We start from the raw sequence: 24,487 nt of genomic DNA, 5'->3' as shown, positions 1-24,487 counted from the left end.
CCGATGACGTCGTCTGTCGCCCCACTGGCCGACCTGGAGCCGTTCCACGTCGACGGCGAGTGGATCGCCCCGGGCGGGCGCGCGCTGATCGAGGTGCGTGACCCGTCCACCGGTGCGGTGATCAGCCGGGTCGCCCAGGCCACCGCCGACGATGTGGACGCGGCGGTGGCCGCCGCCACCCGGGCGTACGCCGACCGCCGGTGGAGCGGGCTGGCCCCGCTGGAGCGCACCCGGGTGCTGCACCGGCTCGCCGACCTGATCGAGGCGCACCTCGAAGAGTTGGCGGTGCTGGAGACCCGGGACAACGGTAAGCCGATCGAACGCTCCCGGGCCGACACCGGCGCGGCGGCCCGGGCGTTCCGGCACTTCGCCGGGGCGACCAGCCGGCTGACCGGCACCGTGGTGCCGATCGACGGCGGCAGCCACCACGTCTACACGGTCCTGGAACCGGTCGGCGTGGCAGCGCTGATCCTGCCGTGGAACTTCCCGATCATGACCGGCTGCTTCAAGATCGCCCCGGCGTTGGCCGCCGGCTGCCCGGTGGTGGTCAAGCCGGCCGAACAGACCCCGCTGACCATGTTGCGGGTGGCCGCCCTGGCCGCCGAGGCCGGCGTACCGCCGGGGGTGTTCAACGTGCTCACCGGCGACGGCGAGGTCGGCGCGGCGCTGGTCGCCCACCCGGGCGTGGCGAAGGTGTCGTTCACCGGTTCGACCGAGGTGGGTCGGCTGGTGATGGCCGGGGCGGCGCCGACGACGAAACGGCTCACCCTGGAGCTGGGCGGCAAGAGCCCGAACATCGTCTTCGCCGACGCCGACCTGGACGCCGCGGTGCTGACCGCGATGCGGGCGTCGTTCGGCCACTCCGGGCAGATGTGCACCGCCGGCAGCCGGCTGCTGGTGCAGCGGTCGATCCTGGACGAGATGACCGAGCGGCTGGCCGCGGCGACCCGCCGGGTGCCGGTCGGCAACGGACTGGACGGCGGGGTGACCGTCGGCCCGCTGGTCTCCGAGGAGCAGCGCCAGCAGGTGCTGTCGTACATCGAGACCGGCATCCGGGAGGGGGCCACGGTCGCGGTCGGCGGCGGGGTGCCGGCCCGGCCGGGCTACTTCGTCGAGCCGACCCTGTTCACCGGGGTGCGCAACGACATGGTCATCGCCCGGGAGGAGATCTTCGGGCCGGTGACCGGGGTGATCGCTTTCGACGACGAGGACGAGGCGGTCGCGATCGGCAACGACACGTCGTACGGGCTGGCCGCCGGGGTATGGACCCGGGACCTGTCCCGGGCCCACCGGATGGCCGCCGCGCTGCGGGTCGGCACGGTCTGGGTGAACACGTACAACATTTTCGACCCGGCGCTGTCCTTCGGCGGGGTCGGGGACTCCGGTCTGGGCCGGGACCTGGGCGACGACGCCCTGCATTCGTACTGCGAGCGCAAGGGCGTCGTCGTCGCGCTTTGACCGGCGGTGCCCGGTCCGGTCGGTGGCACCTCGCCGGACCGGGCACCGCCCCGATCACCGATGGGATCCACCTTGACAGACTCTGCATCCCAGAACGAGCCGGTGGGCGCGGAGCCCGCCGACCCGGCGCCCGTGCCCCTGGACCCGGCGGCGCTGCGGGCCGCCACTCCCGGCGCGACCCTGGCCCACCACCTCAACGCCGCCGGCGCCGCACTGCCCAGCCTCGCCGTCCTCGACACGGTCATCGACCACCTGCGGCTCGAATCGCGGCTCGGCGGCTACGAGGCGGCCGAGGCCGCAGCCGAGCGGACCGCCGACGTGTACCACCTGGCCGGCCGGCTGATCGGCGCGACCGGGGAGGACGTGGCCCTGGTGGAGAGCGCCACCGTCGCGTGGCACCGGGCGATCGACGCGCTGCGTCTCGGCCCCGGCGACCGGATCCTCGCCTCCGCCTCCAGCTACGTCAGCTCCGCACTGCACCTGCTCGAGCTGCGCCGCACCCGGGGCATCAGCGTCGAGGTGCTGCCCACCGACGGCTCGGGCGGCGTCGACCTGGACCAGTTGGAGCAGGCACTGCGGCAGCCGGCCGCGCTGGTCACCGTCGCCCACGTACCGACCTCGTCGGCGCTGATCGAACCGGTCGCGCAGATCGGCGCCCGGGTCGCCGCGGCCGGCGTGCCGTTGCTGGTCGACGCCACCCAGTCGGTCGGCCAACTGCCCGTCGACGTCGGCGCGATGCGCGCCGACATCCTGGTCGCCACCGGCCGCAAGTTCCTGCGTGGACCGCGTGGCACCGGGCTGCTCTACCTCGACCCGGCGCTGCGTGAACGCGCCCGCCCATTGACCCCGGACGTGCGTGGTGCCCGGTGGACCGGCGACGAGGAGTACGACCTGCTGCCCGGCGCCCGACGGTACGAGACCTGGGAGGCGTCGCACGCGCTGCGGCTCGGCCTGGGCGCCGCGCTTACCGAGGCGCTCGCCCTCGGCGTCGACGCCATCTCGGCGTACGTCAGCGGCCTGGCCGCCCGGTTGCGGGCCGGGCTGGCCGAGCTGCCCGGAGTGACCGTGGTCGACCCGCCGGCGGCCGGCGGCGGCATCGTCACCTTCGTCCGCGACGGCGAGGAACCGACCACCACGGTACGCACGTTGCGCGCCGCCGGTCTGCACCTGGTCGCCGTGCCGGCCAGCCACGGCCAGTGGGACCTGGGCCGACGCGGTCTCCCGGCGGTGGTCCGCGCCTCCGTACACGTCTACAACGACGACACCGAGGTGGACGCGCTGCTCGCCCGACTGGCCCGTCCGACGGCCACCGGCGTGCCGACCCCACCGGCCGTGCCGACCCCGGCTCCCACGTTGCTGACCGGTGCCGAACGCCGAGCCGAGGTGATCGTCGTCGGTGCCGGCGTCCACGGTCGCAGCGCTGCCTGGGCACTCGCCGCGCGCGGCGTCCGGGTGATCCAGCTCGACCGGCTGCCGGCCGGGCACACCGAAGGATCGTCACACGGACGGACCCGGATGATTCGCCGCGCCTACCCGTCGCCGGTCTGGGACGACCTGGTGGACCGCGCGTACACCGGTTGGCGCCAGCTGGAGCAGGCCGCTGGCCGCCGGTTGGTCAGCACCGTCGGCGGCCTGTACGCGCGACCGGTCCGGACCAGCAGCACCCTGCGCGGGCCGGACTGCGTCCTGGTCGACGCCAACCAGGCCGCTGGCATCGCGCCGGGGCTGGTGCTCGGCGCCGACATGGTGGCCGTACACGATCCGGCGGCCGGCGTGATCGACGCCGCCGCCGCGATGGACGCGCTGGCCGGGCTCGGCCGGGCCGCCGGGGTGCACCGCCGCGACGGCTGCCGGGTAACCGGTTGGCATCCGGACGGTGCCGGGGTCCGGGTGCACACCGACTCCGGTGACGTTCTCGCCGACCGGCTGGTCATCTGCGCCGGACCGTGGACCGCCGACCTGGTGCCGGAGTTCGTCGGCCGGTTGACCACCGTGCGGATCGTCAACATCCACATCGGCTCGTCGACCCCGGCGTTGCTGGCCCCACCGGCGCTCGGCCCGTTCTCGGTCGAGGTCCCCGGCGTCGGTCTGCTCTACGGCATCCCGGCCCACGGTCCGGACGCCGTCAAGGTGGGGTTCGACCACGGGCCGGTCGACGACCTGAGCCGGGCACCCGGGCCGGTGACCGCCGCCGAGCGGGCCGAGCTGCTCTCCGTCGCCCGTCGGTTCCTGCCGGCCGCCGACGGCCCGGTCACCGCCGAGCTGGCCTGCCGTTACACCATGGCACCGGGCAACCGGTTCGCGGTCGGTGCGCTGCCGGCGCACCCGCAGGCGCTGGTCGCGGCGGCCTGCTCCGGGCACGGGTTCAAGTTCGGGCCGGCGATCGGCGCCGCGCTGGCCGACCTGGCGACCGGGGTGCCCCGGCCGGACCTGGAGTTTCTCGCTCCGGCGGCGATGGGGGTCGACGGGGTGCCACCCGGGGACTGGGCCGCCGACCGGGTCAACCCCGGAACACCGTCGCCGATCGCCGCTCGTACCAGCGAGCCAACTGCTCACCGGCGCTGATCACATGGGCCTGCATCTCGCGCCGAGCGCGCTCGCCATCCTCCGCGGTGAGCGCGGCGATGATCCGTTCGTGTTCGTGGAAGTTGTCGTCGCGGTGCCGCGGGTTGTCCTGCAGCACCAGCGCCGAGACGTTACGCGGGAACGCCTCGTTGATTTCCTTGATCACCCTGGCCAGCCAGTCGTTGCCGGCCACCTGGTGGATGAGGGTGTGGAACCGGTCGTTGGCGGCGTTGGTGGAGCCGGCCAGGGCCACCCGGGCGCGGGCGACCCCCGGGTCGTCCTCGACCCGTCGCTGCGGGATGCTGCCCCGGGCGGCCTGCTCGGTACGCCGCAGCAGCGAGTTGGCCTCCCGCAACTCGTGCAGGACGTCGTCGGTGATCCGGCTGACCGCCCGCTCGCAGGCCAGCGCCTCCAGCTCCGCACGGACCTCGTAGGCTTCCCGGACCTCCCACGGCGCCGGGACCCGGACCACCGCGCCACGGTGCGGCACCACCTCGATCAGCCCGCCGGTCTGCAGTTGCCGCAGCGCCTCCCGGACCGGGGTGCGGCTGACTCCGAGCAGCTTGGCCAGCTCGGCCTGGCGCAGTTGGGCACCGATCGGGATCTCGCCGGACATGATCTTGGCGCGGATCTTGGCCGCGGTGGCGTCGACGAGGGCACTGCTGGTGTTCTCCGTCGAGCTGACTGGCATGCCCGGTGCCCCTGTCTGATCGGTGTGCGGCGCAGCCGGCCGGGTGCCGGCCCGGCTGCCATCGTCTCCACAGTGGTGCGATGTGAGTGTCACGATAGCAAGCCGGCCGGCGACCCTGCGGGTCCCGTACATTTCGCTTTGGATCCCGGTTTTGGATCCAAAGATCCTGCGGTAGTATCCGAGACTACCTTGGCCAGGGAGTTCTTAGGAAGCACCGGCCCGCCGCAGCCACCACGACGCGACGCAGACCGACCCCAGACGAGCCGGACCGCATCGGAACGACTCCCGCGACGGCGACAGGAGCAATCGTGAGCGCGTGCCACCCCAGCCCGGACGGGCGCAACCACCGCAACCACCCGCTCGACCCACCCAGCCCGGCGGAGATCGCCCGGGCCGTCGCCGTCGCCCGCGCCGACGGTCGGCTCGGCGAGCGGACCCGGTTCTGGGGGGCCACGCTGGACGAGGCGCACGCCCGGGCCGTCCTGGCCGGCGCGGCCGCGGCCGGGGAGGTCCGACTCGGACTGGTGGCCATGGACCACGCCGCCGGCACCGCCTGGGAGATCGACGTCGCGCTGGCCGCCGGGAGCCGGGACGGCGGTGCGGCGTCGAACCACGCTGAAGGCGACGGCGCCGCCGACCGCTGCCTGGACTGGCGTCCGCTCGACCCGCGTCGGCCCGGCATCACCTCCGAGGAGGCCCGCGCGGCCGCCCAGGCCTGCCGGCAGAGCCCGGTGTTCCGCGAGGTGCTCGCCAAGCGGGGCATCCACGACGTCTCCCTGGTGATGGTCGACGCCGAGTCGATGGGCGGCTTCGAGCCGAAGCGGTACGCCGACCGGCGGCTCACCTGGGGCACCGTCTGGCACCGCGTCGACGAGGGCGACAACGGTTACGTGCGCCCGGTGCAGGGCGTGGTGCCGATCATCGACATGGCGACCATGGAGGTCCTGGAGGTCGAGGACCACGGCGTGGTGCCGATCTCGGACGAGGCCGGCCCGCTGGAGGCCGAGGCCTGGCCGACCCGGCCCGGGCTGCGGCCGTTGGACGTCGTGCAGCCCGACGGTCCGAGTTTCGACGTCGACGGCTGGCAGGTCAGCTGGCAGGGCTGGCAGCTGCGGGTCGGCTTCACCCACCGCGAGGGCCTGGTCCTGTACGACCTGGAGTTCCAGGGCCGGCCAGTGGTCAAGCGGGCCGCCTGCAACGAGATGTACGTTCCGTACCTCGACCCCAACTCCACCCAGTACCGCAAGAACTTCTTCGACTGGGGCGAGTACGGGGCCGGGCCGTTGACCAACTCGCTTGCCCTCGGCTGCGACTGCCTCGGCGTCATCTACTACTTCGACACCGCCTACCTCGGCGGCGACGGCGGCCCGGTGACCATCCCGAACGCGATCTGCATGCACGAGGAGGACCACAGCATCCTCTGGAAGCACAACGACCTGCGGCGCGGGGTCAGCCAGGTGCGCCGCTCCCGTCGGTTGGTCATCTCCAACTTCCAGACCGTGGCCAACTACGACTACGGCTTCTACTGGTCGCTCTACCAGGACGGCCGGATCGAGCTGGAGGTCAAGTTGACCGGGATGCTCTCCGCCTCCGGCATCGCTGACGGCGACGAAGTGCGCTACGGCCGGGTCGTCGCGCCGAACGTGCAGACGCCGACCCACCAGCACTACTTCGGGCTACGCCTGGACATGGCGGTGGACGGACCGCGCAACCGGCTGGTCGAGGAGCACGCCGAGGGCGAGACCGACCCGGCGCGCGACCCGTACGGCAACGCGGTACGCAACGTGCGTACCCCGCTGCTGCGTGAGTCGCAGGCGGCGCGCCGCACCGATCCGTCGTCGGCCCGCCGCTGGCGGGTGGAGAGCACCACCCGGACCAACCGGTACGGTGAACCGACGGCCTACCGGCTGCTGCTGCCGAACACCACCCGGTCGTTCGCCCGGCCGGACTCGGTGATGGCCCGCCGCGCACCGTTCATCCACCAGCACCTGTGGGCCACCCCGTACGACCCGCAGGAGCAGTTCCTCGGTGGCCGCTATCCCAACCATGCCGAGCCGGGCGACGACGGTGTGCAGGTCTGGCAGCGCCAGGACCGGTCGATCGACGGTGCGGAGCTGGTGCTGTGGCCGGTGCTCGGCACCCACCATTTCCCGCGTCCCGAGCAGTGGCCGGTGATGCCGGTGGACGCGATCCACATGATCCTTGAACCGGACGGTTTCTTCGACCGCAATCCGGCGATGGACGTTCCGGATCCGGCCACTGCCCGCGGCGCGGGCAGTGCCTGCTGCTCCACCGGAACAGACGGAACAGACGTGGTGCCGGCCGACTGACCCGGCCGGTACGTCGGCCACCGCGCCGGCCATGGGGGACCCTGTCCATTCTCGATATCCCGACACCAGACGTTCACAATCGCGATACGGACCCGAATTGGGTACCGCAGATGATGGTTTTGGATCCAATCCAAATGAAATTTCATCCATCTTCGTCCCATACCCTGCCGAGGAGCGCACTATGTCGGACGATCCCCGCAACCTCCCGCAGAACCTGATAACCCGCCGCGCGATGCTGCGTGGCACCGGACTGCTCGGCCTCGGCTTCGGCGCCAGCAGCCTGCTCGCCGCCTGCGGCGTCGCCTCCGACGGCAGCGACGACGGCGACGACGGCACCAGCAGCGGCGGCACCCTCACGCTCGGCATCGACGCCACCAGCGCCGTCCACGACCCGGCCTTCTACACCTCACTGGGCGACTGGATGGCGGTCGACTGCATCTGCCGTGGGCTGACCTTCATCTCCTTCGAGACCAACGAGCCGCAGGCCGACCTCGCCGAGAGCTGGGAAATCTCCGACGACGGGCTGACCTACACCTTCACCCTCCGCCAGGGCGTCACCTTCCACGACGGCACCACCTTCACCTCGGCGGACGTGCTGGCCAGCCTCGGTCGGCAGTTCAACGAGGACGACCCGACCCTGCCCGAGGGGTCGTCCCGGCCGCTGCGCAGCCTCGGTGCCAACGTCGCCTCGCTGGACGCCCCCGACGAGTACACCGTGGTGATGGTGCTCAACAGCCCGGACGCCACCGTGCTCAACCGGCTCTCCGACATCGGCGGCCGGATCATATCCTCCGCAGCGCTCGCCGAGTACGGCGCCGACATCGGCAAGAACCTGGTCGGCACCGGCCCGTTCCAGTTCTCCTCGGCCACCGCCGGGCAGCAGGTGGTGCTGACCGCGTTCGAGGACTACCGCACCGGCCGGCCCAAGGTCGACCGGCTGGTGATGCAACAGGTCCAGGACCCCTCGACCATCGTCAGCTCGCTGCTCAGCGGCGACCTGTCCGCCACCCAGTTCACCCCGTACTCGGCGGTCGAGCAGCTCAAGGCCGACGACGCGGTGACCTTCCACGAGACGCCGTACAGCTTCGACGCGATGATGATGATCGACGCCCGGCGGATCCCGGAGCTGGAGGTGCGCCAGGCGATCAACCTGGCGATCGACCGCGAGGCGATCATCGCCCAGGCGTTCTTCGGAATCGGCGCGCCACCCGACGGCTACACGATCCCACCGTCGCAGGACGGCCACGACCCGAGCCTGGCCGACCTGAGCCGGTTCGATCCGGACGAGGCCCGGCGGCTGATCGAGTCGGCCGGCGCCACCGGCCGGCAGGTGGCGTTGATGGCGGCCAGCGACTCCTGGCACCCGCGAGCGGCGCAGATCGTCGCGCAGAACCTCACCGACATCGGGCTGACCGTCGTGAGCGACTCGGTCGACCCGGCGACCTACTTCAGCCGGCTGCTCGACCCGGACGACGAGTTCCACGAGCTGATGATCTGGGAGCGCAACTCCTACATCCCGGACCCGGACAACATGATCGGGGCGATGGGCCTGCCGTCCGGGGTGTACGGCGACTTCACCTCCGGCTTCAACACGCTGCCCGGCTCGGAGGCGTTCGCTGACGACCTGGCCGCCGCGAAGAACCTGCCCAACGGTCCCGAGCGCACCGCCGCCTACAGCGACATCCAGCGCCGGTTCGCCGAGCAGTACATGGTGCTGTCGATGCTCTGCTATTCGGCGAACCCGGTGGTGACCGGGGCGAACGTCGAAGGAGCCAACGTCGCCGCGCTCGGCAACCACCGCTGTTTCATGGAGAACGCCAGTGTCTGATCCGATCCGCACGGTGGCCCGTCCGGGGGACCGGTGACGGTCGCCGGGGCGCGGCCGGTCGGGCGATGGAGAGCCGCCTACGCGCGGCGCTCCATCGCCCGGTCCTGGCTGGCCACCGTCTCCTGGCTGGTGGTCGTCGGTTTCGTGCTGATGGCGACCATCGGGCCGCTGATGATCGGCGCCGACCCGGAGCGGCAGTCCAACGTCACCCTCGCCGGGTTCGGCACCGCCGGGCACCCGCTCGGCACCGACGATCTCGGCCGTGACTTCCTGGCCCGGCTGGTGTACGGCGCCCAACCACTGCTGCTGGTCGCGTTCCTCGCCACCACCGTCGCCGCGCTCATCGGCACCACCGTCGGCATGCTCGCCGGCTATCTCGGCGGCTGGGGTGAGCAGATCCTGATGCGGGTCACCGACGTCGGGCTGGCCTTCCCATCGATGCTATTGATCATCCTGGTGGTGGCGGCCAGCGGACCCGGCGTACGCAGTCTGGTGGTCGGGGTCGGTGTCGCGTTGTCACCCGGCCTGGCCCGGCTGGCCCGGGCGTTGACCGCTCGGGAGGCCGCCCGCGACTACGTGCTCGCCGCCCGGCTCGGCGGCACCCGGTCGCCCCGGATCATGATCCAGGAGATCCTGCCGAACATCGCCGGCCCGCTGCTCGCCCAGGTCGTGATGACCCTGTCGGTGGCCGCCGGATTCGCCGCCGGCCTGTCCTACCTGGGCCTGGGCATCCAGCCGCCCACCCCGGACTGGGGCTACATGGTGCAGGCCGGCCAGGAGTTCATCTACTCGGCACCCCGGATGGCGGTGCTGCCCGCAGCGTTGACGCTGATCTTCGTGGTCGCCAGCAACTTCGTCGGCGACGACCTGCGCGACGCGCTGGACCCGAGGAGCCGCCGATGATCCGGCTGCTGCGCGGCAGGTCGCTGCCGATGCTCACGGTCCGCCGGCTGGCCAGCGTGCCGGTGGTGCTGTTCGTCCTGGCCTCCCTGGTGTTCCTGGCCATCCGCCAGCTGCCCGGCTCACCGTCGTCCACCCTCGCGGCCAGCGGCACCCAGGGCCTCAGCGCCGAGCAGATCTCGGCCAACGAAGCCCGGATCAACGAGGCCCTCGGCCTGGACAAGCCGATCTGGGAGCAGTACCTGCGATACCTCGGTGACCTGCTCGGCCTCGATCTCGGGCGTTCCTTCTACGGCGGCAACAGCGTGCTGGACCTGCTCGGCGGCGCGCTGCCGGCGACGATCGAGTTGACCGTCGCGGCGATGCTGATCGCCATCCTCATCGGGGTCGTCACCGGGGTGATCGCCGCGCTGCGCAAAGACACCTGGGTGGACACCGCCACCCGGTCCATCGCCACGGTCAGTTTCTCGCTGCCCTGGTTCGCCCTCGGCGTACTGAGCATCGTGATCTTCGGCGTGTGGCTGCGCTGGATGCCGGTGATCGGTCGGCTGCCCAGCCAGCTCGACTACCAGCCCACCACCAACTTCGTCCTCCTCGACGCGATCCTGCAGGACCGGCCCGAACTGGTCGGGCCATGGCTGCAGTACCTGATCCTGCCGGCCACCACCCTCGCGCTGGCGATGGCCGGCTTCATCACCCGGATCGTGCGGGCCTCGGTGCTGGAGGTGCTCAGCGACGACTTCGTGCGGACCGCCCGGATGAAAGGGCTGCGGGAGCGGACCATCCTGCGCCGGCACGTGCTGCGCAACGCCGGCCTGCCCATCGTGACCGTGCTCGGTCTGCAGTTCGGTTCGCTGCTCGGCGGCTCGGTGATCACCGAGACCGTCTTCTCGTACCCGGGCGTCGGCAACCTGCTGGTCAGCTCGGTGCTGCAACGCGACTACCCGGTGGTGCAGGGCGCCGCGCTGGCGATCGCGCTGCTCTTCGTGCTGGTCAACGCCGCAGTCGATCTGTTCTACCTGGTCCTGGACCCGCGCCTACGGAGAGGATGAATCCATCATGGATATCGTGCTGGTGCACGGTGCTGGCGGCACCCCGAGCACCTGGGCCCACGTGGCACCGTTGCTGCGCGCCACCGGACACCGGGTACACCTGGTCACCAATCCGATGAACTCGCTCGTCGAGGACGTCGCCAACACCACCGCCGTGCTTGCCGACTGCACCGCACCGGTGCTGCTGGTCGGTCACTCCTACGGCGGGGCGGTGATCACCAACGTCGGCCGGGACGAGCGGGTCGCCGGGCTCGTCTACGTCTGTGCGTTCGCCCCCGACAATGGCGAGTCGATCCAGGACATCATCGGCCGCTACCCGCCCGCCGAGGTCAGCCGGCACATGCGACGTGGTCCGAACGGCGAATGGGCCTCGGAGCACAGCCCCGAGTACTGGGCGGAGATCGGCTGGGACGTGCCGGAAGCCGAACGGGACAACTTCGACGCCGACTCGCGCCCCAGCGCCGACGCCATCTTCGCGCAGCCCACCGGGGTGCCCGCCTGGCGCGACAAGCCGTCCTGGTACCTGGTCGCGGCACAGGACAAGACGCTGCGCCCGGACACCCAACGGGACATGGCGGCCCGTGCCGGCGCCACCGTAGCCGAGATCACCGGCAGTCACTTCACCCCCCGGGTGTGGCCCCGTGAAGTGGCCGACCTGGTGGAGCGGGCTGCCGCAGGCATCGCCGGAGCGCCCCGGTGACCTCCGCCCCGGCCTCGGCGAACCCGGCCCCGGCCGGCCCGGCGGCGCCGGTGCTGTCCGTGCGCGGGCTGCGGGTCGAGTTCGACGTACCGGCCGGTCGGCTGCCGGCCGTCGCCGGCGTCGACCTCGACCTGCACGCCGGTGAGATTCTCGCCCTGGTCGGCGAGTCCGGCTCCGGCAAGTCCGCCCTGGCGATGAGCCTGGTCGGGCTCAACCGGGCACCCGGCACGCACATCACCGGCCGGGTGGAGTTCGACGGGCGGGACCTGACCACCGCCAGCGAGGCCGACCTACGCCGGGTCCGGGGCCGGGACATCTCGGTGGTCTTCCAGGACGCCCTCGCCGCGCTCAACCCGTTGCAGCGAGCCGGGGCCCAGGTCGCCGAGATGATCCGTACCCATCAACGGATCAGCCGGGCGCGGGCCTGGCAGCGGGCCGAGGAGCTGCTCGCCGACGTCGGCATCGCCAACCCGGCCCGCAACGCGCGCGCCTACCCGCACCAGCTCTCCGGTGGCATGCGGCAACGCGTCATGATCGCGATCGGGCTGGCGAACGACCCGACCGTGCTGATCGCCGACGAGCCGACCACCGCCCTCGACGTCACCATCCAGGCCCAGGTGCTGGCCACCCTCAAACGGCTGCAGGCCGAGCACGGCACCTCGATCGTCCTGATCACTCACGACCTCGGAGTGGTCGCCGAGGTCGCCGACCGGGTCGCCGTCATGTACGGCGGCCGCATCGTCGAGCAGGGCACCCGCGACCAGGTGCTGTACTCACCGCAGCACCCGTACACGATGGGGCTGCTCGACTCGGTGCCCCGGGTCGACGGGCCGGTCGCCGACCGGCTGCCGGCCATCCCCGGCAGCCCGCTCACCGGCGTCGACCGACCGCCCGGCTGCGGCTTCGCCCCACGCTGCGCGTTCGCCCACGCCGACTGCGACACGTCGCCGCCTGAGCTTGTCAACCGGTACGGCGAACCGGGCCACGTCGACGCGTGCCTGCTCGACGCGTCGGCCCGGCACACCGCCCGCACCCCGGCAGCGGTCGGAGGTCGACCGTGACCAGCGTGCCACTGATCCAGCTGACCGGCCTGCGGGTGGAGTACCCGGGGCGCGGTGGTGATCCGGTCCGCGCCGTGCGCGACGTCGACCTGGAGATCCGCGAGGGCGAGACCCTCGGCCTGGTCGGCGAGTCCGGTTGCGGCAAGTCCACCCTCGGCCGGGCCATCCTGCGGATCACCGAACCCACCGCCGGCAGCATCCGGCTACTCGGCCGGGAGATCACCGGCCTGCGCGGGACCGTGTTCCGGCAGATCCGAGCCGACCTGCAGATGGTCTTCCAGGACCCGTTCAGCTCGCTCAACCCGCGGCGGCGGATCGCCGACAGCGTCGCCGAGCCGCTGCTGCGCGGCCGGGGGGCCAGCCGGGCCGACGCCAGCCGGGCCGTCGACGAACTGCTCGACCTCGTCGGGCTCGGCCGCGACGCCGGCCGACGCCGGCCGCACGAGTTCTCCGGCGGCCAGCGGCAGCGTATCGGCATCGCCCGGGCGCTCGCCCCGTCTCCCCGGTTCATCGTCGCCGACGAGCCGGTCTCCGCGCTCGACGTCTCCATCCAGGCCCAGGTGGTGAACCTGCTCGCCGACCTGACCCGGGAGCGCGGGCTGACCATGCTGTTCATCTCGCACGACCTGGGCGTGGTGCGGCACATCGCCGACCGGATCGCCGTCATGTACCTCGGCCAGATCATCGAGGTCGCCGACCGGGACACCTTCTTCGGCGGGCCGGCACACCCGTACAGCGAGGCGCTGCTCTCCGCCGTGCCCACCCTGGACCGGGAGTCCGACCGGGAACGGATCGTGCTCGCCGGCGAACTGCCCGACCCCGCCCACCCACCGGCCGGATGTCTGTTCCATACCCGCTGCCGGTACGCCGTCGACCGCTGCCGCGCCGAAGCGCCGGCGCTGCGACCGATCCAACCGGGCCGCACGGTCCGCTGCCATCTGCCCCTGGTGCCGCAGGACATCCCGGCACCGTCGACCGTCACCACCGGAGGCACAGCACAGTGATCATCGACGCGTACAACACCACCCAGGACGTGCGGGGCCGATCCGACTACCTCACCGGCGCCCGTCCCGGCCAGGCACCGCCGCCGTACACGCCGTTCGACCCGCGGCGGATCCTGGACCGGATGGACGCCGCCGGGGTCGACATGGCGATGGTCTGCTCCCTGGCCCAGCGGATCGAGAACGACTTCATCATCGGCCTGGCCAAGGCTCACCCGGACCGGCTGTTCGGCTTCGGGCAGGTCCGCCCGGCCGACGACGACGCGCTCGACGAGATCGCCCGGATCGCCGACGCCGGCCTCAAAGGGCTCAAACTGCACCCCAGCCTGCACGGCTACCACGTCGCCGACCACGGACTGCTCGACCCGGTCTTCGCCGCCTGCGCCGAACACGGCCTGATGGTGCTGATCAACGCCCTTGACGATGCGTTCTGTGCGCCGCTGGCGATCGAGGAGATCGCCAAGGGCCATCCGCAGGTGCCGACGATCATCGCCCACATGGGAGCGGTCTGGAACGTTCCCGAGGCGATCATCGTCGCCGAACGGAACCCGCACATCTACCTGGAGACCTCAGCCACCCTGATCAGCGACGTCAAGCGGGCGTACGCCCGGCTCGGCCCGGAGCAGATCCTGCTGGGCAGCGAGTGGCCCGGCTCCGACTTCGACCTGGAACGGATGAAGATCGCCAAGGCGATCCCGGACGCCGCGGACCGGGCACTCGTCGAGGGCGGCAACATGGCCAGGCTGCTCGGGATCACCGCATGATCACCGAGGATGTCGCTCCGGTGCCGGCACCGGCCGGGATGACCCCGGGCGAGGTCGAGCTGCTCGACGTCGCCCAGCGGCTGCTGTCGAAGGTCTGGGTCGCCGGCCGGCACGAGGTCGCCACCGCGCTGCGCACCCCGGACGGCGCCGTGCACACCGGCGTGCACCTGGAAGGGTCCTGCCGGCGCAGCTCGATCTGTGCCGAAGGTGTCGCCCTCGGCGCGGCCCGCGCCGCGTTGCCGGCCGGGACGCCGCTCACCGTCGACAGCGTGGTCTCGGTGCAGATCAAGCCGGCCGGCCGGTTCCGGGTCATCGCCCCGTGTGGGGTGTGCCGCGAGCTGATCAGCGACTACAGCCCGCAGGCCCGGGTCTGGATCACCACCGTCGACGGCGCCGTCACCGCGATGGAGGCCATCGACCTGCTGCCGGAGAAGACCCGCCGGGCCTGGTGACCCGGCCCTGTCCACGTGCCGCGCCGCGCCCGACTCCGTCCATGTACCGAGAGAGGAACACCGTGTCTGAACCGTCCCGCACCGACCTTGACCGGCCGGCTCTCGCCGCCGAGCTCGGCGGCCCCGGCACGCCGGTCGCCTGGGCCGACCTGACCTGGCCGGAGGCCGGCCAGACGGCGACCGTCGTCGACTCGGTGATCATCCCGGTCGGCGCCACCGAACAGCACGGCCCGCACCTGCCGCTCGCTGTCGACACGCTGATCTGCGACGCGGTCGCCCGCGACGTCTCCGCGCTCACCGGCGTGCCGGTGGTGCCCCCCATCGGGTACGGCGTCTCCGCCTCACACGGCGACTTCGCCGGCACCATCGCGCTGCGCCCGGAGACCCTGATCGCCGTCGTCGAGGACGTCATCGACTCACTGCATGCCAGCGGCGTACGGCAATTTATCCTCCTCAATGGGCATATCTGGAACAACGGCTCGCTCGACGTCTCCGCCGAGAAGCTACGGGTACGCCACCGCGACTCACGGGTACGGGCGTTGGCCTACGTGACCATGTACCCCGGACCGGAGGTCGACGGGCACGTCTACCACGGGCGCGGGCTGATGCACGCCAACTACTTCGAGACCTCGGTGATGCTGCACCTGTATCCGGACCTGGTCCGGATGGACAAGGCCACCTCGCACCGCGACGTCGACTCGTTCTGGGACTACCGGATGGACCAGGTCAGCGACACCGGCGTGTGGGGCCGCGACGTCGCCGACGCCACCGCCGAGCACGGCCGGGCCGAGTTCGACCGCTGCGTCGCCACCACCGCCCGGGCCGTCGCCGCCGCCGTACGCGAACCCTGGCCCGACCCCACCCACCGGCCCTGACCGTCCCGCCACGCCCCGCCCGGAGGACCCGCGTGAAGATCTACGACATCACCCTGCCGATCCACCCGAAGATGCTGCACTGGGGCCGCAAACCCGAGGTGGAGATCGTCGAGTCGCTGGCCAACGGCGATGCCTCCAACGTCACCCGGTGGCGGCTCGGCGCGCACACCGGCACCCACGTCGACGCACCGGCGCACTTCGTCGACGGTGCCACCCCGATCGACGAGGTGGCGCTGGAGACCCTGGTCGGCCCGGCCGTGGTCGCCGACCTGACCGCCGTCGACGGGGACGTGACCGTCGCCGACCTGGTCGCCGCCGGAATCGCCGGTGCCACCCGGGTGCTGCTCAAGACCAGCAACTCGGCCGGCCCGCTGCGCGAGACCGAACGCGCCGAATCCTGGGTCGGGCTCTCCCCGGAGGCCGCCCGCTGGCTGATCGACCAGCAGGTCGCGCTGATCGGCATCGACTACCTGACCATCGAGAGCCACCGGCGCACCGACACCTGGGACGCCCACCACGCGCTGCTCGGCTCCGGCGTGATCATCCTGGAGAACGCCGACCTGGATGCCGTGCCGCCAGGGGAGTACGAACTGGTCTGCCTGCCGACGAAACTGGTCGGCGCCGACGGGGCGTTCGCCCGTACCATCCTGATCCAGCGCGACTGACCCGGCGAGACTGACCTACATGTCGATCGAGATCGCGCTCGCCGCACCACATCCGTCCGCGTTGGACGCCGCCGCCGACGTGGTGGCGGCCGGCGGTGGCGTCGTCGACGCAGCCCTCGCCGCCGCCGCCGCGCTCACCGTCGCCTACCCGCACCAGTGCTCGGCCGGCGGTGACCTGATCGCCCTGGTCCGCACCCCCGACGACCGGATCCGGGCGGTGCTGTCGGTCGGCGCGGCCGCCGCCGGCGTCGACGTCGCGGCGCTGCGCGCAGCCGGGGACCGGATGCCACCCGGCGGTCCGCTGACCGTCACCGTGCCCGGTGTCGTCGCCGGCTGGGCCGCGCTCGCCGATCTCGGCGGCCGGCTGCCGCTGGCCCGGGTGCTGGCACCCGCCGTCGAGTTGGCCGCCGGCGGCGTCCCGGTCAGCCCCGGCCTGGCCGCGGCGATCCTGCGCAGGCTCGACGTGGTCCGCGCCGATCCCGGCCTGGCCGCGCTGCTGCTCGACGGCGACGGTACGCCGCTGCCGGCCGGAGCGGTGCTGCGCCAGCCGGCGCTGGCCCGCACCCTCGGCACCATCGGCGCCGACTGGCGCGACTACTACCAGGGCGAACTCGCCGAGGCGCTGGCCGCCGGGCTGGCCGCACTCGGCAGCCCGCTGACCACCGCCGACCTGGCCGGGCATGCTGCCGAGGTCACCGATCCACTGCGGTACGCCGCCGCCGGCTCCGAGGTGACCTGGTCGGTCGCGCCGCCGCCCAGCCAGGGCGTCACCCTGCTGGCCATGCTCGCCAGCGCCGGCCGCGCCGCCGACGGCGACCCGGCCGCCAGCGGTGCCACCAACGTTTGGCCCGCTGACGCGGCCGCCGCGCTGGCCACCGCCCGGACCGCCGAACAGCGCCGCGACACCCTGCTCGGTGATCCCCGGATCGGCCCGGTCGACCTCGACGGGCTGCTGCTGCGCACCGACCCGCCGGCCGGGCCGCTGCCACCGCCCGGCCCGAAACCGGCCGGCGACACCGTGGCGGTCACCGCCGTCGGCAACGACGGCACCACCGTCACCCTGATCCAGAGCGTCTTCCAGACGTTCGGCGCCGGTATCTGCGAACCGGGCACCGGCCTGGTGCTGCACAACCGGGGGTCGGTGTTCAGCCTCGATCCGGCCCACCCCGGCCGGCTGCGCCCCGGTGCCCGGCCACCGCACACCCTCTGCCCGGCGATCGCCACCGGCCCGGACCGGGTCGTCGCGCTCGGCTGCCAGGGCGGCCGGGCCCAGCCGTGGATCCTGGCCCAGGTCGCCGCCGACGCGCTGACCACCGCCGACCCGGCCGGCCTGCTGGCCCGCCCCCGCTGGGTGATCGGTGCCCGCGACGTCGGCCAGGACCGGCCCAGCCTGCTGCTCGAACCCGACACCCCGGCCACCGACGCGCTGCGGGCCGCCGCCACCGATCTCAACCTGCGGGTGGTGCAGTTGCCACAGCGCCACGACGACGCCGGGCACGTCCAACTGGCCCGGCGCACCCCCGCCGGCCTCGACGCGGCCAGCGACCCCCGCGCCGACGGCGCCGCCCGGGTGCTGCGGGGCCACTGATGGACCCCGCCGAAGCGGCCACGCTGCTCGCCGATCCGTACCGGCTCGGGCCGGTCACGCTGCGGTCCCGGATCGTCAAGGCGCCTACCTCGACCGGTGCGGCCGACGCCGGCGGCTACGCCCAGCCGTGGCACCGGGACCACTATGCGCGGGTCGGCCGGGGGAGCGCGTTGACCATCGTCGAGTTCACCGCGATCGACGACGGGGCCGCCCTTGGCTTCCGCGGCCATCTCGGCATCGCCAGCGATGACCACGCCGCCGCGTTGGCCCCGGTCGCCGAGCGGATCCGGGCCGACGGTCGCGTCGCCGGGCTGCAGATCGCCCACGCCGGACGGCAGCGCACCCTGCCGGGGGAGGCGCTTGCCGCGTCGGCGGTGCCCTGGCCCGCCATCGAACGCCGACTCGGGCTGCGGCCCCGCGCCATCACCGTCGACGAGATCGCCGTGGTCGTCGACGGGTTCGGCCGGGCCGCCCGCCGCGCGGCCCAGGCCGGCTTCCAGGTGGTGGAGATCCAGGCGGCCAACGGCTACCTGCTCGCCGGGTTCCTCTCTCCGCACACCAACCGGCGCGACGACGACTACGGCGGCGATCCGGCCCGGCGACGTCGCGTCCTGCTGGAGGTCGTCGCCCGCTGCCGTGCGGCGCTGCCGGCCGAGGTGGCGCTCACCGTACGGCTGTCCGACCGCGACCACGAACCCGGTGGGCAGGAGTTGGCCGAGACCACTGGGCTGGTCGCGGCCCTGGCCGCCACCGGCCAGGTCGACGCGGTACACGTGTCGTCCGGCAACCACGCCACGCGGGTACGCCAGGTGCCGCCGGCCGCGGTGCCACCGGGCGCCGTCTGGCGATCGGCCCGGACCCTGCGGACCGCAGGGCTGCCCACCATCGCGTGCGGCGGGATCACCGAACCGGCGCAGGCCGCCACGCTGCTCCGCGACGGCACCGCCGACCTGGTCGCGCTCGGCCGGGCCTTCCTCGCCGACCCGGACTGGGCGGAGAAGGCGCTCGCCGGCGCCGCCAAGCGGATCCGCCCCTGCGTACGCGGCAACGACGGCTGCCACGCCCGTGCCGCCCTGGTTGGCCGGCCGGTCGCCTGCACCGTCAACCCGTCGCTGAGCCTGCCGCCGGCCTCAGCGTCGTCCGGCCCGGTGCGGCCGGCCAACCGGTCGCCTGGCCTGGCGCCGCCGGTGCTCGTCGCCGGGGCCGGTCCGGCCGGCCTGGAAGCCGCGCACCGGCTCACCGAACACGGACACCGGGTCCGGCTCTACACCGGTGGCCGGCCCGGCGGTGCCCTGCGGGACGCGGTGGACAGCGGGGTGCACGACAGCTTCGCCCCGTACCTGCGCTGGTTGACCGACCGGCTCGCGGCCAGCGCCGTCGAGGTGGTCGACGCCCCGCTGCACCCGACGGACCTCGGTGGAGAGTGGGCCGGGCTGCTGGTCGCCACCGGCGGCGTGGCGCGGTCGCTGCCCGGCGCGGTGCCCGCGCTCGACGTGCTGCGCGGCCTGGTGCCGCTGCCCGCCGACGGTCGGGTGCTGGTGATCGGAGCCGGCCGGACCGGCACCAGCACGGCCGCCGCGCTGGCCCGGCGCGGTGCCGACGTCACGCTGCTCGGCGACACCACCCAGGTGCTCGACGACGAACCCCCCGACGACCCACCGACCTGGACCGACCTGCTCGCCTCGGTCGGGGTGCGGACCGTGCTCGGCCACCGGGCCAGGGTCACCGACGACCAGGAGGTGCAGGTGGACGGAACGGTACTGCGGGCCGGGCTAATCGTCGCGGCGGTCGGTCGCGAACCCCACCACGACCTGTACGAGGCTGCCGTCGAGGTGGCTGCCGGCCGGCCGGTGCTGCGTTGCGGCGACGCGCTGCGCCCGGGGCGGCTGCACGACGCGGTGCACGCCGGGGCGCGGGCGGCCCGGACCCTGCACGAGGCCCTCGCCTTCCGGCAGGTGACCCGGTGACCGGCGGTGACCTGCTCGTCGTCGGCGACGTGCGGACGATGGACCCGGCCGGCCCGCGGGCCGAGGCGGTGGCCGTGCGCGCCGGGCGGATAGCCGCCGTCGGCGACCTGCGCGCCGCCCGCGCCGCTGTCCCCACCGGTACGCCGGAGCTCGCCCCGCCCGGCGCGGTGGTGTTGCCCGGCTTCGTCGACAGCCATGTCCATCTGATCTGGGCCGGCCGGGCCGCCGCCCGGGTCGGGCTGGACGACGCGGTCAGCGTCCGCGACATCTGCGACCGGATCAGCGGGTACGCCCGCCGGAATCCGACCCGCCGGTGGATCGAGGCCGATGCCGGCTTCGACCCCGGTGACCTGGCCGAACGCCGGCTACCCGGCGCCGCCGAGTTGGAGGCTGCGGCCCCTGGCCGGCCGGTGCTGCTGGACCGCAAGGGCCACGACGGCATCGCCAACCTGACCGCGCTGCGGCTGGCCGGGATCACCGCCGGCACCCCGGACCCGCCCGGCGGGCGGATCGACCGGTACGCCGACGGCACCCCGACCGGGCTGCTCGTCGAACATCCGGCGGTGGCCCTGGTCCGTGCGGTGGTCCCGGAGCCGGACCAGCAGACGAGGATCGACTGGATCACGGCCGGGCAGGCGGCGCTGCTCGCCCATGGCATCACCACCGCCGTCGACCCGGCGGTGCCGGCCGCCGAACTGGCCGCGTACGCGGCGGCCGGCCGGGCCGGTGCGCTGCGGCTGCGTACCGTGGCGATGCCGTTGGGTGGCGACGACGTCAACGACGCGCAGCTTCGCCGTACCCTCGATGATTGTGATCTTGACCGGGCCGCGCCGGGTCTGCTGCGCTCCGGGCCGACGAAGCTGTTCCTCGACGGCGGCGGCTCGCTCGGCACCGCGCTGCTGTCGTCACCCTGGCCGGGCACCGACGGCTACCACGGCAACCAGAGTCTGCGTACCGAGACGGTGCGGGCGCACTGCGCGGCGGCTGCGGCGCACGGGCGGGGCGTCGGTGTGCACGCCGTCGGCGACGCGGCGATCGACCTCACCCTGTCGGTCTTCGCCGAGGTCGCGGCCGGTACGCCGATCGCCGGACTGGGCTTTCACCTGATCCACGCCTACCTCGGCCCTGGTCCGGCGGCGATGGCCACCGCCCAGCGGCTCGGCGTGCCGGTGTCGGCGCATCCGGCGCTGCAGTGGGCGTTCGGGCTCAACCTGATCGACCGGCTCGGCGAGCCAGCGGCGGCCGCCGCGAACCCGCTTCGCTCATGGTTGGACGCGGGCGTGACGGTCGGTGGCGGCTCCGACGGGCCGGGTCCGCCGATGTCGGTGCTGCACGGCATCTGGCAGGCCCGGACCCGTCGGGTACGGGGCCGCGACGAGCCGCTCGGGCCGGACCAGGCGGTCACAGCCGCCGAGGCCCTGGCACTGTTCACCACCGGCGCGGCGCAGGTGGCCGGCAGTCCGCAGGCCGGCTGGGGCAGCGGAGTGCTCCGGGTCGGCGAGCCGGCGGACCTGACCGTGCTCGACGTCGACCCGCTCACCCCGGACGCCGACGCGCTGCCCGCCGGCACCGTACTGGCCACCGTGGTCGCCGGCGAGGTGCGTTACACCGAGGTATGAATCGACGGTCACGCCGCGCCATAGAGCCGCCGGACGAGATTACGCATCTGCTCAGTGCTGATCTCGCCGCCAGTCCACCGCTCCATGACAGTCTCGACGTGGGCGCTCGCCGTCAACCCTTCAGCCCTTACCGAGGCTGCTGCCTGAATAAACGACCGGGTACGCTCGGCAGCCATCTCGCCGGGTAGTTGCTCACGGGTTTCGTGAACCGACAACGTCTCAACCAGCACTTCCCGAGTGTGCCCGATTGTCTACACACTTACCGTCGGTAAGGCCGCGCTGGTGCCGCCGGAGACCGAGGTACTCGCCGGCCTGGAGATGGGTGGCATCGCGGTGGTGACTGCGGTGGGTCGCCACATCGGACTGCCAGGTGCCATCGTGCGTAAGACGGCGAAGGAGTACGGTGTCGCTTGGCTGGCCGAAGGCGCGGCGGTCGTCGGCCGAGGGCATCCGGCTGCAGTCGCTGCTGACCCGCGCCGACCTCGACCGCCGCTGACCATGTCCCGGCGGCCGTCACGCCGCCGTGGTGCTGGCGGCGTGACGGCCATGTCGACCACCGCCGCGACGCCGACCGCGATCTCGTAGCAGACGGCATCGCCCTGGCGATTGTGTGGCGTACCTTCCTGGACGCTGCCGGAACGCATTCAGCGTCTGCGGCGGGAATTTCGGGGCTTCTGACGCTCTCCATCGGGAACATCGCCGCGCTGTCGTGGCCGCACCAGCCGGTCCAGCAGCGTCCGACGGTTGGCGTCGCCCGGTGGGTTGACCTGGTAGCCAAGCCGTTCGAGTTCCTCAACAGCGCATGTGGGATCGCGCCGGACCACGGCGGCTGCTTGTTTGCGACGGTACCGGTTCCGGCTCTGATTGAGGGTGGTCTCCCAGTCGGTCTTCGGTGGCACGAGATCTTCGACAATAAGACACTCAAGAAGGTCTTCCAGGGCGGGGGCGGAACCGGCGTCCACCAACTAGGAGGTGAATTTTATTCAGCCCGTTGATCCCCTTTTTCCGGGTCTCGGCAAGGTGGCGTTCGAATGCCTCGTGGCGTGCGTTGACCTGGATATGTGCTTCCGTGTAACGGGCCTTGTTTCGTTCGTAGTCGTAGTGTAACAACTCGATTTTCTCGTCGCCTACCAGCAGGCTGCAGACCGAGGCCTGGACGGTCAGAAACGTGCCCTCGTCCTCGTCGAGATTGAGCCGGCACATCACGTCTAGCCAGATGGGGGACGCTGCGGCCGACCTCATCCTGGCCGGTCGGGCGGTGATGCCGGTTAGTTGGGTGCCGACGATCGCATGGTGTTGATCGGCTGCGATCCTGGCTGCGATCGTCGCTGAGTCGCAGACTGTGTTGTTGAGAAGTATCCGCAGGTTCTCGGCAAACTGTCGGGACTGCTCGATGAGCGCCTTATTTGTCGAATTCGCCAATGGAGATCCACAGCTTTTGTGCTTCCAGTGAATCGAACTGCCGTGCCCTCGCCATCTCGGCGAGTTGTTGGTATGTGATATGCAGTTTATCCAACGCCTCCTGGACTGCTTGCTTCCACTCGGAGGCATTGAGTTCGGTGACAGTTGGCCCGGGAAGGTTGGCGGCAGTCATTGTGGCCTCCCAGAGTTGATCATCGTCTGGTTGGGCATGGCTCATCTTAGATGCATCCACCCATCTGTGCTACCCGTCGTAACCTACCTGACACGCCAGATGAAACGATCTGAGCTGATGTGCGGTACGGCAACAGAAATGATCATGTCGTGACCAGCGCTGACTCCTCCGACTGGGCTATCCAAGCCGGTCGGTTCGGTGTCTTTCCAGAGTCGTCCGCTGCTTGGCGGCTATCGTGAGAATGCTTCCGAATTCACTACTTATCTGATCAACGTTTTTGCTGGTGGTGAGCACGATCCTTCGTGCGGGTGGCTCCAGGGCCGAGCCTGGGCGGCTAAGGGCCGGACGCTGCGAGGAAGGTTGCGATGTCGGCGGCGATCCGGTCCGGGTACTCGCCGTTGATTGCGTGCGAGGCGTCCGGGTAGACGATCACCGTCGCGTCGGGTAGTGCCCGCTCGGCGACCTCGGCCGCTTCGGCCGTGTCGTGCATCCGGGACTCGCCGGCGAGCAGCGCCAGCGTCGGCGTCCGTACCCCGGCCAGGTCCTCAGGCGTGATCCGGTGCGGGGCGGAGAGCTTCAGCGCGTACGTCTGCATGCCGGCCTCGATCATCCGGGCCACCGGTACGTCCTCGACGGGCGCGCCGTTGGCGGTCCAGCTGGCGAAGTCGTCGCGCCAGGACCTGGGAAACCAGCGGACACTGGCCGGGATCGACCGGACGATCGCCTGCCAGGACAGGTCGGCGAAGACCAGGACCGGATCGAGCAGGGTGACACTGGCGATCTTCTCCGGTCGGTGCACCGCCAGGTTCATCGCGGTCCAACCGCCGATCGAGAGCCCGACCAGGTGAATGGCCGGCTCCGGCAACTCGATCAGCACCTCGTGCAGCCACTGGGCGTGGTCGGTGGGGGTCTCGATCGGCCGCTGCTGGATGCTCATCCCCGGCTCGCCGAGCAGGTCGATGGTGTAGACGCTGTGCAGTCGCAGCAGTGCGGGCAGGTTGTCGGCCCAGACCGGCGAGGCTGCGGCTCGACCCGGCAACAGCAGCAGCGGATCGGCGTCCGGCTCGGCGCCGGCGAAGTGGTAGAGCCGCACCACGCCGTAGCTGGTCCGTACGTCCAAGGTCCGGTCGGCGCTCGGCAGGTCCGCCATGGCCCGGTCGTACGCGGCGAGAAAGCGGTCTGCGGCGGCGGCCGAGGTGAAGTGGCCGACCGGCGCGGGGGTGCGGACAGCGAGGCAGCCGGTCAGTAGCGCGATGGTGGTGATCAGGGCGGCGATGCCGACGACAAGCCAGCGTCGGCGGCGCAGGCGGGGGAGTAGGCGGCGCATCTGGGCTCCTTTCCGGGCGTGCGCTCCGGCTGTCGTCGATCTACCGTACG

Annotated in this window: 22 protein-coding genes; 17 read left to right on the top strand and 5 right to left on the bottom strand. The window is 72.1% G+C overall.

Annotated features, from left to right (window positions below; all coding sequences use genetic code 11):
- Positions 1 to 3: 3 nt before the first annotated feature.
- On the top strand, positions 4 to 1,458 hold the full coding sequence (locus O7629_RS19440; protein WP_278170853.1) for an aldehyde dehydrogenase family protein: 1,455 nt from the start codon (positions 4 to 6) through the stop codon (positions 1,456 to 1,458).
- Between the two features lie 72 nt (positions 1,459 to 1,530).
- Positions 1,531 to 4,023 carry an aminotransferase class V-fold PLP-dependent enzyme gene (locus O7629_RS19435; RefSeq protein WP_278170852.1) on the top strand — a complete coding sequence of 831 codons (2,493 nt, stop codon included), beginning with the start codon at positions 1,531 to 1,533 and terminating at the stop codon, positions 4,021 to 4,023.
- On the opposite strand, the gene O7629_RS19430 is transcribed toward O7629_RS19435, so the two are convergent.
- Positions 3,959 to 4,714 (bottom strand): GntR family transcriptional regulator, encoded by a 756-nt coding sequence (locus tag O7629_RS19430; protein WP_278170851.1) that lies wholly within the window; start codon positions 4,712 to 4,714, stop codon positions 3,959 to 3,961. The genes O7629_RS19435 and O7629_RS19430 overlap by 65 nt on opposite strands.
- Positions 4,715 to 5,022: 308 nt before the next feature.
- Between O7629_RS19430 and O7629_RS19425 the strand changes: the two genes are divergently transcribed.
- The 14 genes from O7629_RS19425 to O7629_RS19360 all read left to right on the top strand — a co-directional run bounded on the left by O7629_RS19425 (position 5,023) and on the right by O7629_RS19360 (position 21,516).
- Positions 5,023 to 7,044 carry a primary-amine oxidase gene (locus O7629_RS19425; protein ID WP_278170849.1) on the top strand — a complete coding sequence of 674 codons (2,022 nt, stop codon included), beginning with the start codon at positions 5,023 to 5,025 and terminating at the stop codon, positions 7,042 to 7,044.
- A 181-nt stretch (positions 7,045 to 7,225) separates the two neighbouring features.
- Positions 7,226 to 8,872 (top strand): ABC transporter substrate-binding protein, encoded by a 1,647-nt coding sequence (locus tag O7629_RS19420; RefSeq protein ID WP_278170847.1) that lies wholly within the window; start codon positions 7,226 to 7,228, stop codon positions 8,870 to 8,872.
- A 33-nt stretch (positions 8,873 to 8,905) separates the two neighbouring features.
- Positions 8,906 to 9,775, top strand: coding sequence for an ABC transporter permease (locus O7629_RS19415; RefSeq protein ID WP_278170844.1), 870 nt, complete (start codon positions 8,906 to 8,908; stop codon positions 9,773 to 9,775).
- On the top strand, positions 9,772 to 10,824 hold the full coding sequence (locus O7629_RS19410; protein ID WP_278170842.1) for an ABC transporter permease: 1,053 nt from the start codon (positions 9,772 to 9,774) through the stop codon (positions 10,822 to 10,824). The genes O7629_RS19415 and O7629_RS19410 overlap by 4 nt, the downstream gene beginning before the upstream one ends.
- Positions 10,825 to 10,831: 7 nt before the next feature.
- Positions 10,832 to 11,524: an alpha/beta hydrolase gene (locus O7629_RS19405; protein ID WP_278170841.1), complete on the top strand. Its 693-nt coding sequence runs from the start codon at positions 10,832 to 10,834 to the stop codon at positions 11,522 to 11,524.
- Positions 11,521 to 12,585: an ABC transporter ATP-binding protein gene (locus O7629_RS19400; RefSeq protein WP_278170840.1), complete on the top strand. Its 1,065-nt coding sequence runs from the start codon at positions 11,521 to 11,523 to the stop codon at positions 12,583 to 12,585. The genes O7629_RS19405 and O7629_RS19400 overlap by 4 nt, the downstream gene beginning before the upstream one ends.
- Complete coding sequence (locus tag O7629_RS19395; protein WP_278170839.1) at positions 12,582 to 13,589, top strand: oligopeptide/dipeptide ABC transporter ATP-binding protein; 1,008 nt, start codon at positions 12,582 to 12,584, stop codon at positions 13,587 to 13,589. Before O7629_RS19400 ends, O7629_RS19395 begins: the two co-directional genes overlap by 4 nt.
- The gene (locus O7629_RS19390; protein WP_278170838.1) at positions 13,586 to 14,350 is read left to right on the top strand and encodes an amidohydrolase family protein; all 765 of its coding nucleotides are present in this window, start codon (positions 13,586 to 13,588) and stop codon (positions 14,348 to 14,350) included. The genes O7629_RS19395 and O7629_RS19390 overlap by 4 nt, the downstream gene beginning before the upstream one ends.
- Positions 14,347 to 14,802 carry a hypothetical protein gene (locus O7629_RS19385; protein WP_278170837.1) on the top strand — a complete coding sequence of 152 codons (456 nt, stop codon included), beginning with the start codon at positions 14,347 to 14,349 and terminating at the stop codon, positions 14,800 to 14,802. The genes O7629_RS19390 and O7629_RS19385 overlap by 4 nt, the downstream gene beginning before the upstream one ends.
- A 62-nt stretch (positions 14,803 to 14,864) precedes the next feature.
- Positions 14,865 to 15,677 (top strand): creatininase family protein, encoded by an 813-nt coding sequence (locus O7629_RS19380; RefSeq protein WP_278170836.1) that lies wholly within the window; start codon positions 14,865 to 14,867, stop codon positions 15,675 to 15,677.
- 32 nt (positions 15,678 to 15,709) lie between these two features.
- Positions 15,710 to 16,342 (top strand): cyclase family protein, encoded by a 633-nt coding sequence (locus O7629_RS19375; RefSeq protein WP_278170835.1) that lies wholly within the window; start codon positions 15,710 to 15,712, stop codon positions 16,340 to 16,342.
- A 19-nt stretch (positions 16,343 to 16,361) separates the two neighbouring features.
- A complete protein-coding gene (locus O7629_RS19370) occupies positions 16,362 to 17,930 on the top strand; it encodes a gamma-glutamyltransferase (protein WP_278170834.1) in 1,569 nt (522 codons plus the stop codon).
- The gene (locus tag O7629_RS19365) at positions 17,930 to 19,897 is read left to right on the top strand and encodes an FAD-dependent oxidoreductase (RefSeq protein WP_278170833.1); all 1,968 of its coding nucleotides are present in this window, start codon (positions 17,930 to 17,932) and stop codon (positions 19,895 to 19,897) included. Before O7629_RS19370 ends, O7629_RS19365 begins: the two co-directional genes overlap by 1 nt.
- Positions 19,894 to 21,516, top strand: a complete 1,623-nt coding sequence (locus O7629_RS19360; protein WP_278170831.1) for an amidohydrolase family protein — start codon at positions 19,894 to 19,896, stop codon at positions 21,514 to 21,516. The genes O7629_RS19365 and O7629_RS19360 overlap by 4 nt, the downstream gene beginning before the upstream one ends.
- Before the next feature lie 8 nt (positions 21,517 to 21,524).
- Here the strand turns inward: O7629_RS19360 and O7629_RS19355 are convergent, their stop codons facing one another.
- Complete coding sequence (locus O7629_RS19355; RefSeq protein WP_278170830.1) at positions 21,525 to 21,746, bottom strand: antitoxin VbhA family protein; 222 nt, start codon at positions 21,744 to 21,746, stop codon at positions 21,525 to 21,527.
- Between the two features lie 7 nt (positions 21,747 to 21,753).
- Here O7629_RS19355 and O7629_RS19350 point away from each other — a divergent pair, with 7 nt between their 5' ends.
- A complete protein-coding gene (locus tag O7629_RS19350; protein WP_278170828.1) occupies positions 21,754 to 22,101 on the top strand; it encodes a hypothetical protein in 348 nt (115 codons plus the stop codon).
- 336 nt (positions 22,102 to 22,437) lie between these two features.
- Here O7629_RS19350 and O7629_RS19345 read toward each other — a convergent pair whose 3' ends face one another.
- From O7629_RS19345 to O7629_RS19335, 3 genes are all read right to left on the bottom strand, one after another.
- On the bottom strand, positions 22,438 to 22,938 hold the full coding sequence (locus O7629_RS19345; protein WP_278170826.1) for a hypothetical protein: 501 nt from the start codon (positions 22,936 to 22,938) through the stop codon (positions 22,438 to 22,440).
- A complete protein-coding gene (locus O7629_RS19340) occupies positions 22,919 to 23,110 on the bottom strand; it encodes a hypothetical protein (RefSeq protein ID WP_278170824.1) in 192 nt (63 codons plus the stop codon). Before O7629_RS19340 ends, O7629_RS19345 begins: the two co-directional genes overlap by 20 nt.
- Positions 23,111 to 23,444: 334 nt before the next feature.
- Positions 23,445 to 24,437, bottom strand: coding sequence for an alpha/beta hydrolase (locus tag O7629_RS19335; RefSeq protein ID WP_278170822.1), 993 nt, complete (start codon positions 24,435 to 24,437; stop codon positions 23,445 to 23,447).
- Positions 24,438 to 24,487 lie beyond the last annotated feature (50 nt).

Source organism: Solwaraspora sp. WMMD792 (assembly GCF_029626105.1).
Lineage (GTDB): Bacteria > Actinomycetota > Actinomycetes > Mycobacteriales > Micromonosporaceae > Micromonospora_E.
Note: the sequence above shows the minus strand (reverse complement) of the source record. Positions and strands in the feature narration are given on the sequence as shown.

Bases quoted from the DNA above. Each gene is read 5' to 3' on its own strand.
- O7629_RS19440 (WP_278170853.1), top strand. From the start codon at position 4: ATGACGTCGTCTGTCGCCCCACTGGCCGACCTGGAGCCGTTCCACGTC.
- O7629_RS19430 (WP_278170851.1), bottom strand. From the start codon at position 4,714: ATGCCAGTCAGCTCGACGGAGAACACCAGCAGTGCCCTCGTCGACGCC.
- O7629_RS19420 (WP_278170847.1), top strand. From the start codon at position 7,226: ATGTCGGACGATCCCCGCAACCTCCCGCAGAACCTGATAACCCGCCGC.
- O7629_RS19410 (WP_278170842.1), top strand. From the start codon at position 9,772: ATGATCCGGCTGCTGCGCGGCAGGTCGCTGCCGATGCTCACGGTCCGC.
- O7629_RS19405 (WP_278170841.1), top strand. From the start codon at position 10,832: ATGGATATCGTGCTGGTGCACGGTGCTGGCGGCACCCCGAGCACCTGG.
- O7629_RS19385 (WP_278170837.1), top strand. From the start codon at position 14,347: ATGATCACCGAGGATGTCGCTCCGGTGCCGGCACCGGCCGGGATGACC.
- O7629_RS19370 (WP_278170834.1), top strand. From the start codon at position 16,362: ATGTCGATCGAGATCGCGCTCGCCGCACCACATCCGTCCGCGTTGGAC.
- O7629_RS19365 (WP_278170833.1), top strand. From the start codon at position 17,930: ATGGACCCCGCCGAAGCGGCCACGCTGCTCGCCGATCCGTACCGGCTC.
- O7629_RS19340 (WP_278170824.1), bottom strand. From the start codon at position 23,110: ATGACTGCCGCCAACCTTCCCGGGCCAACTGTCACCGAACTCAATGCC.
- O7629_RS19335 (WP_278170822.1), bottom strand. From the start codon at position 24,437: ATGCGCCGCCTACTCCCCCGCCTGCGCCGCCGACGCTGGCTTGTCGTC.